We start from the raw sequence: 12,821 nt of genomic DNA, 5'->3' as shown, positions 1-12,821 counted from the left end.
ATGGACGAAATCCGCTGGGACTTACTATTTGACCCTCAGCTGGCCTGGGAATCCCTCCCCTTCGTCATGTCGGGGATCGGTTATACACTGCTGATTTCCATTGTCAGTATGGCGGCCGGTCTGGTTCTTGGCTTTTTTATTGCACTGATGAGGACTTCGAAATTTAAAATCTTGAGTTGGCCTGCTCGAACGTATATCTCATTCATGCGCGGCGTACCAATTCTTGTTATCTTATTTCTTTTATACTTTGGTATGCCAGTGATTGGCGTGCAGATTCCAGCAGTCAATGCTGCTTTAATTGCATTCAGTATTAATAGTGCAGCCTATATTGCTGAAATTATCAGATCTGCTTTATCTTCAGTGGATAAAGGGCAGTGGGAATCCTCAAAAGCGTTAGGTCTGACATACTGGCAGACGATGTATGGAGTGATCCTTCCACAGTCAGTCAGAATTGCCATACCACCTCTCGGAAATGTATATGTTGATATTATCAAGGCGACTTCACTTGCAGCCATTATTACTGTACCTGATATTTTTCAGCGTGCCCGTATTGTCGGTGGCCGTGAATTCGATTTTATGACGATGTATATTGTGGTCGCGCTGATTTACTGGGGAATTTGTTCATTGATGACAGTATTTCAAAACTATCTTGAAAAACGTTATGAAGAGTACTTATAGAAAAAAGCTCGCTGGATTTGATCCAGCGAGCTTTTTTCATGATCCGGTAAAAATCAGATAAGATACGACAAAGTATCCAATGACAATTAACAGTGAAGGCAGAATATACGTAAACGTAGAACTCGCTTTTTTCTTAATGACTGAGAACATGACAATGATTGATAGAACCGTCACGCCGATCGCAGTGAAAATATGCGAATCTGAAACAGCTGATAGAATGGATCCACCGCGGTAGAAAATATCCGACCCTGCGATGATGAGCATGTTGAAAATGTTACTTCCGAGAATAGATCCAAGTGCCAGGTTCACATTCTTCAGACGCAGCGCAACAAATACAGCAACTGCTTCTGGCAGTGAAGTGGTCGCCGCGATCAGAAAGCTCCCTACAAAACTTGATCCAAGTCCTGTCACTACAGCAATTTCATCACCCATAATAGAAAGCACAGTACCCGCACCCATAATGACAAGTGCAGCAATGATAAATCCAATCACAGCATGCTTTACACTCATTGAAAAGCTTGCTGCCACTTCTTTATCTTCTTCAACCGGGATTGCAGGCGCAGCACCGCTACTATTTTCAGGCAGCTTACTGATAATGATCATCCCAATCACGTAAGCACCTGCAATGATAAATGCATCCAGTCCAATACCTAAAAACGTGGTATCAATTCTCAGATAAAGTGCAACCAGTGTCAGTGAAGTCAGCAGCAACCCAAGACTGGCTGTGTGCAGATGGCTGTTACTCGCATCTAAAAACAGGCGCTTTTTACGGAAAAACAAATCAAAGCTTGCGATAATAAACAAGTTGAACAGGTTTGACCCAAGCATATTTCCGATTGCAATATCCGGGTTATCAATGACAACAGCAGATAAACTCGTCGTCACTTCCGGTAAAGATGTGGCACCAGCTAAAAGCAGCGTTCCGACAAGCATACCACCCATCGCTGTCTTCGTACTGATCACATCTGCATAAGTCGATAATTTAATTGCCGCATATACGGTTACGACTGCAGCTAATAAAAACCATACAAAAACCAAAGAAATTCCTCCTCAAATACTGTTAACGAAAAAAGACCTTTTTATGAGCGCTCATCAATTTGAGTACTCATAAAAAGGTCTTGCGTACTCTGTTTTGTATACAGAGCTCAATGAACCGAGCAGAAATCCTGCCGTAATGACGATTCATTGACCCGTTAAGGTCGCTACTCCCCTTTTTAGGGACTTATTCGTTTCTACTAATATACCATAGCTTGCATATTTTGAAACCCGTTAAGCTAATTCTTTTGCTTCAGTCCCCGCTCTTCAATCAATTTCTTCAGCTTCTCTAAATCTTCTTTCAGCTTTTCTTCCAGGCTTCGATTATAGAAGATCGCTGCCGGATGAAAGGTCGGAAAGATCTCATATTCTGCTTCTGTCCACTTAAAATTGGTATCTTCCGGACTCTCCAAATATTGAACCTGCTGCTTAAAAAGCTGACCATGAACCTGAGTAACCTTTTTATCTTTACCGGCCAGTCTTTGAAGTCCAATATTTCCAAGCGTCACAATCAGCGGTGCGTTTACATTTTTTATTTCATAATCCAATATTGGCGCATGCGCGATGATCTCCCTGGCAGTCGGTGTGCGGTTATACTTTCTATCGACCATCTCCCCGCTGCTACGGTCTTTTTTTTGACCCCATTTGTACGGACGGCTTCTGACAGCACTCGTAATATAGACGTCATCCCTCGTCAGTCCAAGGAACTCAAGTGACTGCATCAGTTCTTTTCCTGCCCGCCCGCTAAATGGAATCCCATTATGTATTTCGGTTTCCCCCGGTGCTTCACCAACGAGCATGATGACAGGACGATCCGGTCCTTCGCCGTAGACAAAGCCTTCTACGGGGTAGTCTTTGATGCGTTCTTTACCCTGTTGTGCGAGTGATTCAGGTATTCTCATGAAAAGCACCTCCATGCTTTTTCATTCCCCTGGAGGTTTCTTTTCAAAACCGTTAATATAAGGGTTTTTAATCACCACTGCTATTTCCGGTAAGGGCTGCGCTTTCCGCACCCGGGTGAAGCGTATAAAAACAGCCTGAGATGAATCATCCCAGGCTACTTCAATCATATTAAATTTCTTCGTTAAATGTCTCTGTCAGAACAGGGACGATTTGTTTTTTACGTGATACAACACCTTCAAGGAGCGCTGTGTGGTTTGTAAATGTTACGTTAAATGCTTTTTCAGCAAGTGACACATGTGAGCCTTTTACGATAATCGTAGAGTTACTGTTCAGGATATCAGTCACTGCCACTGTGAACAACGCCAGTTTTTCTTCTTCGATTGCAGCTTCAACTGCCTTCTCGATCTCTTCCTGACGACTCAGAATATCCTGTGGGTCTACTGCATTCACCTGTGCAATCTTAACGTGCTGACCGCCCATTTCGAATACTTTCGCATCAAGTGCAATCAGCTCTTCAGCGGTTTTACCACTTAAGTCGGCTCCGGCTTTCAGCATTTCAAGACCATATTCCGCAGCATTAACGCCTGCAATGGCTTCAAGCTCCTTAGCCGCTTTTACGTCTTCTTCTGTACAAGTTGGTGATTTGAACAGAAGTGAGTCTGAGATAATTGCAGAAAGCATTAAGCCGGCAATGTTTTTTGGAATCTCTACGCCGTGCTCTTTATAAAGCTTGAGTAAAATTGTCGCTGTACAGCCAACCGGTTCTGCACGGAAATAGATAGGATCACTTGTTTCAAAGTTAGCGATTCTGTGATGGTCGATGACTTCAATCACTCTTACATCATCAATATCATCTACGCTCTGCTGACGTTCGTTATGGTCCACAAGAATGACACGGTCTGTTTCTCCAGCCGCTTTTTCGATCAGACGCGGTGCTTCTGCGTTGAACTGCTCAAGTGCGTAGGCAGTTTCTCCGTTAATCTCACCAAGGCGAACCGCCTCAGCTTCCACCCCAATTTCATTTTTCAAATGTGCATAGGCAATTGCCGCTGTAATTGTATCTGTATCAGGACTTTTATGTCCAAAAACCAATGCTTTAGTCATAAGATTACTCCTTTATTCGAGTGATTTTAAACGCCTCTTCTATTCTATCAATTTTACTTCAATGATTGAAGTGTTATTCAAAACCTGCGCTGCAAATATCATGACCGCCGTTTCTCGCTGTGGGGGTTGCGGGGGTGCTGGGGTATTTACATTATCTTTCTCGTTTTATCTATCACCAATTGGATTAATAACGTCACCTTTTATATGTTTCAACCATTTGTGCGGATTGGACGGATATATCGATCAGCTTTGCGATTATATCTATGACCTTTCGAAATCATTCCATCACCTTTTTACTTTTTCACACACCACAGCCAAGACATTCCCCTTCAGAAACCACTAGACCTTCCTCAGACCGCTACCCTCCGCGGTCCTTATTGATCCTTTTCCACAAGAGTTTACACTATTCACTTTAAGAGGCGCTAGACGAAATGAAGTTCTATATTGATAAAACGTCCATCACACAACGCAAAAAAGAGCGCACCGGCGCCCTTTTTTCTTTCGATTTGCTAAATGTAACAACAAAAAAATAGCCGTTATTTTTTTCTTAGCAGCTCTAGTGTCTTCTCGATATTATTTAGCAGTTCCTGATCTGGCACCTTTTTCTTTTCCTCTTTTTTAGCAGGACGGTCCATGATGCTGAATGGCTTCTTGGTGTAAGTGGTTGCGCTAAGGTCGGAAATACTCTCCAGAATGGCTACATGACTGATTCTGACATATTTTCCGTCTTCATCGTAAAGCTCTTCGTTCACACTGATTTGTGCTTTTACTTTTTCGCCTTCTGCCAATCCTTTATCGACAGCAGTCGTCCAGATAAAACGATTATTCGCAGAATCAACGAAATGAACAACGTTAGACAAATGTGATTTAACCCGGGGTTTTACATGAACTACTTTAAGGTCAATTGTAATCCTCATTCTTTTGCAGACCCTCTCTCTCTTGTTCTATATGTATATTTTTCTACTCAGATCCATTCATTACCAATAAAATGAAAAGTTCAGAGGACTTTTTCAGTATAATGTATACAAGGGTAGTTTTGTCAATTAGAAAGTTTATCCACAAACGCTAAAATTGCCTGAATTCCTTATCCCAATAGGATTTTATTATATATATTTTTTTTTCAATTTTTCAATCTTTTTCTTCGCGTAACGAAGAAATTTACAAACTGTCATCTATAATTAGTCACATATTATAGAAAGAACTATTTTTATACATCTTTGATTCGAGATTAAATGTTGGTTTTTTGAATTCATAAGAACGGTCACATTGAAAAACTGCAGCTCTTCACAGGCTGCAGTTTTTTTATACCTATTCAATTTACTTTGATTTAAATTTTACACAGACTGGCTCTGGCACTTCTACTTTTACACCTGTACTAATCAGGCGGCCGGTTTCTTTATCACGTTTGAACAGTACAAGCGTGTCGCTTTCCTGATTGGCTGCAACAACAAATGATTCAGATGGGTCAAGCACAAAATCTCTCGGCCAGTTCCCTTCCGTCTCCACATATTCAATATGCGTCAGCTCACCATTATCTTCATCTGCTGCAAAGACAGCGATTGAATTGTGGCCTCTGTTACCGGCATAAACAAAGCGGCCGTCAGAAGAAATATGAATGGCACTGCCCTGACTGTTCTCGTTAAAGTCCCCCGGGATCGCAGGAATCGACTGAAGCTGTCTAAAAGCGCCGTTAGAGCTATCATAAGCCAGTACAAGCACTTCATTACTCAGCTCCGTCATTACGTACGCAAGGGGCTTTTCCGGGTGGAATGTCAGATGTCTTGGTCCCGCTCCCGGCTCCGCATTAAAAACAGAAGCCTGCTTTAATTCACCACTCTGATAATTGTAGGAAATAATTTCATCTGTTCCGAGATCAACTGCGACTAAGTATTTACCATCCGGTGTAAAACCGCTGAAATGTGCATGGGCTGCATCCTGACGCTCATGCGGTCCTCCGCCTTCATGCTGGATCAATGAAAGCTGCTCAGTCACTTTACCAGTCTCTTTATCACGTTTGAATAACGCAATCGTACCGTCAAGGTAAGTAGCTGATGCCGCAAATTCACCGTCCGGACTGACGCTTACGTGACAAGGTGATCCATCCCTTGCGTCAACGTGAGCAATAGAGGATAAAGAATCCCCAATTGTATATGACGCTATGCCACCTGGTGCAACTGTATACAGGTGTTCCTGTTCCGCATCCATATTGACATAGGTAGGGCTTTTACTCTCAGCAGCCACCCCTTTAACCGTCAATTCTTCCTTTTCAGTATCAAGTTCAATCTCATATACACCTTTGCTGGACTTTTTGGTATATGTACCAATAAAACCTTTATATTTTGTCATCATCATCGCTCCTCTCATAGTAGTATCTTTCCTTATTTTCAATGAGAGAAACCCAAAAATCAAATTAAGAGCCATGCGATGAATGGGATTGTCACCAGACTCAGCAGTGTTGAAGCGAAGATTGTGACGATTGCCGTTTCTTCTTCACTCGTAAATTTAGAAAATAGTACGGCTGTGATCATTGCTGCTGGCATTGCCGTTTGCAGGACAATTAACTGGGCGGTCCATCCTGTAAATGAAAACAGAGATAAGATAAACATAACGATCAGTGGAATGACCAGCAGTCTGACGGTAACCGGAAACCATAGCATCGGAAAGAGTACTTTCCTTCCTCTTTTAATCAATGGAGGCAGCAGCATTCCAACATAAAGCATAGCCATTGGGGCTGCAAGTGCTGCAAGCATTTCAACAAACTGAATCATCATGCCGGTCGGTCTGAATCCGCTGAGCGCTACGATTATACCAATGACGATTGAAAGAACAGGCATGTTTATGACAGCCTTCAGCTGACTGATATGAAATTTCCCTTCTGCCTGCAGCAGATAAATGACAACTGTATAAACCGTCAGTGATAATCCCGCGTCAAAAATTGCTGCAAGAAATCCTCCTGCCGGACCAAAAATTGTTGCAGCCAGCGGAATGCCGAGAAATCCCGTATTCCCAAGTGCACCAAGAATCATCATTTTTTTTCCGAACATCGAACGTATTTTTAATAGAACAGTAAGGATTTTAACGAAAATCAGCGCACCAATATGGTAAACAATAGATATACCAAAAATTAAACCGGCTTCCGCCAAGGCGTCTCCTGTGAGGTCCACACTGAAAACACCATTTAAGATGACAGCCGGAACCGCAATATTTAATATTAATAGTATGAGTACTGATTTCACTTCACTTGTAACATTGACTCTGAGCGCAAATAACGAACCAGTTGCGATCATCAGCCCCATCACAATAATCGTGGAAACAACAGTTTGGATGTCCATTCCTAAATCTTCCTTTAACATTCAATTTTTTCAATCGTACGCTACAGCTGTCTTTCTGTCCAATTGATTTTTCAATTTAGGTTTACTGAAGCATATCCCGGGAAACATGTCTAGACAATACATGAAAAATAATGTTAGAGGTGCTAAAATGTTTCAACTTAAAGATATATGGACCTTTTTGTGGTCATTCTTAATTGTGTTTCCAACCGTTTCTCTTGTACATCAGCTGGGGCATGCGTTTTTTGCCAGAATTTTTGGCGGAACATCTAATTTTGCGTTAGGAAGAGGCAAATGCCTGGTTAAATTCGGCGGAATCAGTATTCACAGTATTTACTTTCTCGATTCATTTTGTAAATATACGTCATTGAAATATAATAATCGCTTCACCAATACCCTTGTCCATCTCGGGGGCGTTATTTTTAATTTCGGTTCTATTTTCCTGATCAATATCTCCATTATGCAGGATCTCATCGGACCGGATATATTCTTTTATCAATACTCTTATTTCTCACTATACTTCGCTGCCTTTTCACTTCTGCCCGTCAACTTTGGCAACGGAAAATACAGCGATGGCTATGCCGCCTACCGTATTATAAGGTACGGGGAAGAATTACAACTGGAGAACTAACGAATCTATATTTAAAAAGGAAGATGCACTATGCCGGAAGGTCCTGAAATCAGACGTGCAGCCGATCAGGTTGAAAAAGCATTAACAGATCGAAAAGTCATGGAAGTTCATTTTGCTTTTGAACATTTGAAGGATTATGAAGATTTTTTCACAGGGGCTGACGTACTAAAAGTAGATACAGTCGGTAAAGCGATGCTGATCCGCTTTTCAAACGGATATACCGTTTACAGCCACAATCAGCTTTACGGTAAATGGGTGATCAGAAACGCCTACAACTATCCAAAGACGAACAGACAGCTCAGATTTTCCGTACACAACGAAAAGAAATCCGCGCTGCTATACAGTTCATCAGATATTGAAGTGATGCGGGATGAGGAAGTGCATCTGCATCCGTTTATTCAGCGTGCAGGGCCTGATGTATTGAATGATTCAGTGACGCCTGAGCAGCTGGTTGAACGCATCAGCAGTAAGAAATTCAGCGGCAGAAGATGGACAGCCCTTTTACTTGATCAGGGATTTGTCGCAGGTAACGGCAATTATCTGCGCAGCGAAATTTTATTTAAGGCAGGGATACATCCTTCTCTCCGCCCAAAAGACTGTTCAGAGGAGCAAATACAAGCGGCGGCTGAAGCGATTATCCAGCTGACTGTTCAATCGTATGAGACAGGCGGGATTACAAATGACATTGAACTTGCAAACCGTCTGAAAGCTGAAGGGAAAAAACGCCCCCAGTACAGACACTGGGTATTTAACCGTGCAGGTCAGTTCTGCCGGATTGATGGGACCCCGATCGAAAAGATTACTGCAGCTTCAAGAAGACTCTATTATTGTCCAACCTGTCAAAGGATTGAGGATACGCATTGAAAAAACTTATTTTATTTTTGTTTATTGCAGCGGTCGGCGGATGGCTGATCTATAAAGAACTCGAGCACCGCGCGGAATTACGCAACCGCCCCCTGCCTCAGGGATTACACCCGGTTGTTCAGGAAAAAAGCGATGAACTGGTTCAGAGAGCGTCTGAACAGAATATCCAGATTGTTATTACAGATGGATTCAGATCTTTTGAGGAGCAGGATGAAATATACGCACAGGGCAGAACGCGTGAAGGGAATATCGTGTCATATGCACAAGGCGGTGAGTCTTATCATAACTACGGTCTCGCTATTGATTTTGCCCTGCAGACTGAGGACGATGTCATTTGGGATCTGGAGTATGACGGCAACGGCAACGGTGAGTCAGACTGGATGGAAGTAGTTGACATTGCGAAAGAGCTCGGCTTTACCTGGGGCGGTGACTTCAGAGGATTTAAAGACTATCCCCATTTCGAAATGCGGTTTGGGTTATCGATCCGTGAGTTGAAGCGTGGGGAACGTCCAGATGAGGGACCGGTCGTTTATTAAATAGGAACCGCTTGGAGCGACGACATGGTCATGGCGCTTGAAAAAGTAAAAAGGTGACGGAATTATGCTGAAAGGCCATAGATATAATCACAAAGCTGATCGATATATCGGGCCGATCCAGCCAGACGTCTGAATCATAAAAAAGGTGACGTTATTAATCCAATTGGTGATAGATAAACCGAAAAAGGTGCCGTAAATAGCTCATCAATCCCGGCCAGACACCCGCATCACACCTAAACCACAGCGCCATCTATCCACCCGCCTCTAACCAATAACCAAACTAAAAAAGTGGTCACTCCATATCAGGAGTGACCACTTTTTTTAACTGATAATTGTACGAACTTCGTCAATGCTGCTAATGCGGTAATCCGCCTGAGCTGCTTCTTCTTCTGTGCCAAATCCGTATGTACAATAAATAACAGGAATGTTGTGTTCCTTTGCAGCTTCTATATCAGAATAACGATCTCCTACCAGATAGGCTGCTTCTGATTTTCCAAACTTCTCAAAGTGGACAGCCAGGATGTCACCCTTTTTCTCCCCATGGATTGTGCCCAGACAAATCGGTTCTGAAAAGTATTGTCTGAGACCCTGCGAATCGAGGACCATATCAAGGTAGTGCGTACCGCAGTTTGAAGCTGTCGATAGCGTATGTCCATCTTCTTTCAGCTGCTGCAGCGTTTCTTTAACGCCCGGGAATAAAAGGTCTTTTCCCTTTACCAGCTGATCAAGGAATTCGCTTCTCCTCCGTCTGATGATCGTAATTTCCTGAGGAGAAGCGTCAGGCACAACTTTCGCCCAAAAAGCATTTCCAGTCAGACCGTAAGCAGACTGAAGTGTTTCTTTAGACGGCTCCTGGATATGAGGCATATCTTCTACTGCCAGATGCAGGGCCTGAAGTAAATAGTCTGTTGAATCGATGATCGTGCCATCAAGATCAAATAATATCAGCGCCACATTTTTATCCTCCTGTTTAAGTCATTTATCATTATTATTACATACTTTTGCTGAGAAGGAAAAAAATGAGCGAATGTTCACAATACTTTCCGATTTCATTTGATCTGATTATTTACACTGCTCCATTCCCGGAGCTTTTGTTTTTTTCAATCGTTTAAAATAATCACGGATAATGTCTTCATCCGAGTGAGGAATATATTCACCTTTTACGATTTGAGCGCCATTAATACAACCGCTCGTTAACAAAATCAGATCACCTTCTTCTGATAGGGAAAGTGCTTTTAATACACCTTCTTTTCTCGTTAACGAGGTGTTTATTGACTCATCGTGTGGGTTTTTGAAGCCGGTCATCACCTGATTGACTACCTTTTTCGGATCATGTTCACCCGGGTGATCAACGGTTACAACAATGCTGTCAGCCTGTCCTTCTGTCGTTTCAGCCATTTTAGGCATTTTATTAAAGTCACGTATACCAATTCCTGCGATCATCGCGATCAGTTTGTTATGCGGCAGCTTTTTCGCCTCGATCAGTAAGCTGTTTAAAGCTACCGGGGTGTGGGCGTAATCAATAATAATTTTACGGCCGCCATATTCTTCGATCACCTGGAAACGTCCCTTTGGATTTTCGATCCTTTTCAGTACAGGAATCACCTGATCGAGCTGCAGCCCATGATGAAGCGCTGTACCGATTGCGCTCAGCAGATTGTGCACGTTGTAATTACCGTAGACAGATGAATTCACTAAATAAGACTGACCATTTACGATCAGCTCAAACATCGTTCCTTCCTCAGACACGTGGCAATTGTCAGCAATCAGATCGGCTCCTGAATGACGGTCCAGACTGCAGGTGATCAGGTCTCCTTTAAACCTTTCGACAAGATCCCTCCCCATTTCATCATCGATATTGACAACGGCTGTACGCGCCTGATCAAACAGCTTCATTTTTGCTTCTTTGTAGTTTGCGAAGGTTTTATGATATTCAAGGTGCTCAGAGGAGATATTCGTGTGAATGGCTGTATCAAATTCTATTCCCGCCACTCTCTTCTGATCAATGGCGATTGAAGAAACCTCCATGACCACTGCATCATCCTGTCTTTTAATGAGCTCATTAAAAATAGCGTGCAGATCTGATGCTTCGGGTGTGGTGGGTGTGCTCTTTTTATAGATAATTTCTTCATGAGCCGCAAAAATGCCGTTGGTGCCAATCGAACCGGTCTTGATTCCGCATTGCGTCAGCAGTGATTTTACAAATGCAGCAACAGTTGTTTTTCCATTTGTACCTGTCACACCAATCGTTTTGATTTTACGGTCAGGCTGACCATAAAAATGAATCGCAAACTGAGCCAGCGCTTCACGATCATCTGCAACTACTGCAAATGAGCAATCCGGATAGCGTGCCGCTGCACGTTTTATCAGCTCTCCATCTGTTCCAATCACTACAGAAGCGCCATTTGTCACAGCTTCTTCCCAATGATCGTGACCATTTGTATTTTCACCTTCCAGACAGAAAAAAACGCTGTCCTTTACCGCCTGCCTGGAATCGTAACTAATATGTGTAACCTGCTTTACCGGGTCATTATAATAAGCAGTTATAAACATCAATTCATTTAAATGAATAAGCATGTGTCATCTCCTGTCTCTTTCAATTATACCTTTTCCTTTCCCCTAATTTCGACAAAAAATGCATGTTTGCTTATAATTAATTCTCTGAATACGCTGAATGTGAACTTTTAGTTGTCAGTTATTATCACACTCACATACCATGAGCACATTTCCATCCGGATCTTCAAACGTAAAGAAACCCCCAAATTCGATTTCCCCTATATTATCTGCTTCAAAGTCCTGTACATACGTATAGCTTTCCTGAATATCAGTTGTATTAAAGTGAAATAATGGAGCACGGTGTTTGCGGTGCTTTTGATAAATTTTCTGATCAAGTACAATATTGTGTCCATCCTGCAGTCTGAGCACGTAGAGATGTCCGTTCACGATGTCTTCTGCCGGTTCAATACTCAGCAATCCGCAATACCAGTCACGGGCTGCTTTGACATCTTTTACTGGAATAAATGTTGCACCAATTTTGGGCTGAATCGGGTTTTTCATATGTGTTCCTCCTTTATGCTTTTCCAATACCACTTCCTTACAGGAATTCGTTTGTCCTCCCTCTCTGTTAAATTTCCGTGAAGTGTTTTAAGATAGATAAAAAAGTGAATTTTCGGAGGGTATTATGACAGTCATCAGAAAAGCAAATGAAGCCGATATTCCGGCAATGAACGACATTTACAACCAGGCGGTACTTGAAACCGTCGCAACCTTTGATTTGAATCCACACACGATTGAGCAGCGTACAGAGTGGTTCAGCCGCTACCAGGACCGCTATCCGCTCTTTGCAGCAGAGATCGATGGTGAAGTTGCGGGCTATGGCAGCCTGAGTCCATTTCGCGATAAAGAGGCTTATAAAGACACGGTTGAGCTATCTATTTACTTATCTCCACGCTTTCAGGGTAATGGACTGGGAAAGAAAATGATGAATGTGTTAATTGAGGATGGGAAAAAACGCGGGTTTCATACCATTATCAGCGGAATCACAGGTGGAAACGAAGTCAGTGTACGCCTTCACGAACGATTCGGCTTTGAGTTTGTAGGGAATTTTAAAGAAGTTGGATATAAGTTCGGGGAATGGCAGGATGTGCATTTTTATCAGCTGATTTTGAAATAAAGTCTGGCGCAATATCAGTTGGGCTGCTTATCGGTGGTGCAGCTGAAGCTGACATCATAGGGGGGTCG

Annotated in this window: 14 protein-coding genes; 5 read left to right on the top strand and 9 right to left on the bottom strand. The window is 42.6% G+C overall.

Going from position 1 to position 12,821, the window contains the following annotated elements:
* Entirely contained in the window at window positions 1–678 is a 678-nt protein-coding gene (locus tag DH10bf12_RS07315; RefSeq protein ID WP_471737859.1) for an amino acid ABC transporter permease, read from the top strand.
* A 36-nt stretch (window positions 679–714) separates the two neighbouring features.
* Here DH10bf12_RS07315 and DH10bf12_RS07310 read toward each other — a convergent pair whose 3' ends face one another.
* The 6 genes from DH10bf12_RS07310 to DH10bf12_RS07285 form a co-directional block, all read right to left on the bottom strand.
* Window positions 715–1,716: a sodium:calcium antiporter gene (locus DH10bf12_RS07310; RefSeq protein ID WP_471737858.1), complete on the bottom strand. Its 1,002-nt coding sequence runs from the start codon at window positions 1,714–1,716 to the stop codon at window positions 715–717.
* A gap of 236 nt (window positions 1,717–1,952) precedes the next feature.
* Window positions 1,953–2,615, bottom strand: a complete 663-nt coding sequence (locus tag DH10bf12_RS07305) for a uracil-DNA glycosylase (RefSeq protein WP_471737857.1) — start codon at window positions 2,613–2,615, stop codon at window positions 1,953–1,955.
* Between the two features lie 169 nt (window positions 2,616–2,784).
* Complete coding sequence (locus DH10bf12_RS07300) at window positions 2,785–3,720, bottom strand: manganese-dependent inorganic pyrophosphatase (RefSeq protein WP_471737856.1); 936 nt, start codon at window positions 3,718–3,720, stop codon at window positions 2,785–2,787.
* 536 nt (window positions 3,721–4,256) lie between these two features.
* Entirely contained in the window at window positions 4,257–4,637 is a 381-nt protein-coding gene (locus DH10bf12_RS07295; protein WP_471737855.1) for a hypothetical protein, read from the bottom strand.
* Between the two features lie 400 nt (window positions 4,638–5,037).
* Window positions 5,038–6,066 carry a lactonase family protein gene (locus tag DH10bf12_RS07290; protein WP_471737854.1) on the bottom strand — a complete coding sequence of 343 codons (1,029 nt, stop codon included), beginning with the start codon at window positions 6,064–6,066 and terminating at the stop codon, window positions 5,038–5,040.
* A gap of 59 nt (window positions 6,067–6,125) precedes the next feature.
* A complete protein-coding gene (locus DH10bf12_RS07285) occupies window positions 6,126–7,052 on the bottom strand; it encodes an AEC family transporter (protein ID WP_471737853.1) in 927 nt (308 codons plus the stop codon).
* A 148-nt stretch (window positions 7,053–7,200) separates the two neighbouring features.
* On the opposite strand from DH10bf12_RS07285, the gene DH10bf12_RS07280 reads away from it, so the two are divergent.
* The 3 genes from DH10bf12_RS07280 to DH10bf12_RS07270 are packed head-to-tail and all read left to right on the top strand — an operon-like array spanning window position 7,201 to window position 9,080.
* Window positions 7,201–7,680, top strand: coding sequence for a hypothetical protein (locus DH10bf12_RS07280; RefSeq protein ID WP_471737852.1), 480 nt, complete (start codon window positions 7,201–7,203; stop codon window positions 7,678–7,680).
* Window positions 7,681–7,710: 30 nt separating this feature from the next.
* Window positions 7,711–8,544: an endonuclease VIII gene (gene nei / locus DH10bf12_RS07275; RefSeq protein WP_471737851.1), complete on the top strand. Its 834-nt coding sequence runs from the start codon at window positions 7,711–7,713 to the stop codon at window positions 8,542–8,544.
* Window positions 8,541–9,080 (top strand): M15 family metallopeptidase, encoded by a 540-nt coding sequence (locus DH10bf12_RS07270; protein WP_471737850.1) that lies wholly within the window; start codon window positions 8,541–8,543, stop codon window positions 9,078–9,080. Before nei ends, DH10bf12_RS07270 begins: the two co-directional genes overlap by 4 nt.
* 321 nt (window positions 9,081–9,401) lie before the next feature.
* On the opposite strand, the gene DH10bf12_RS07265 is transcribed toward DH10bf12_RS07270, so the two are convergent.
* From DH10bf12_RS07265 to DH10bf12_RS07255, 3 genes are all read right to left on the bottom strand, one after another.
* Window positions 9,402–10,034, bottom strand: a complete 633-nt coding sequence (locus DH10bf12_RS07265) for an HAD family hydrolase (protein WP_471737849.1) — start codon at window positions 10,032–10,034, stop codon at window positions 9,402–9,404.
* Window positions 10,035–10,142: 108 nt separating this feature from the next.
* Window positions 10,143–11,657 (bottom strand): UDP-N-acetylmuramoyl-L-alanyl-D-glutamate--2,6-diaminopimelate ligase, encoded by a 1,515-nt coding sequence (locus tag DH10bf12_RS07260; protein ID WP_471737848.1) that lies wholly within the window; start codon window positions 11,655–11,657, stop codon window positions 10,143–10,145.
* Between the two features lie 114 nt (window positions 11,658–11,771).
* Window positions 11,772–12,137 (bottom strand): VOC family protein, encoded by a 366-nt coding sequence (locus DH10bf12_RS07255; RefSeq protein ID WP_471737847.1) that lies wholly within the window; start codon window positions 12,135–12,137, stop codon window positions 11,772–11,774.
* A 124-nt stretch (window positions 12,138–12,261) separates the two neighbouring features.
* Here DH10bf12_RS07255 and DH10bf12_RS07250 point away from each other — a divergent pair, with 124 nt between their 5' ends.
* On the top strand, window positions 12,262–12,753 hold the full coding sequence (locus DH10bf12_RS07250) for a GNAT family N-acetyltransferase (RefSeq protein WP_471737846.1): 492 nt from the start codon (window positions 12,262–12,264) through the stop codon (window positions 12,751–12,753).
* Window positions 12,754–12,821: the final 68 nt, after the last annotated feature.

The organism is Jeotgalibacillus sp. 10bf12 (assembly GCF_055597105.1).
Note: the sequence above shows the minus strand (reverse complement) of the source record. Positions and strands in the feature narration are given on the sequence as shown.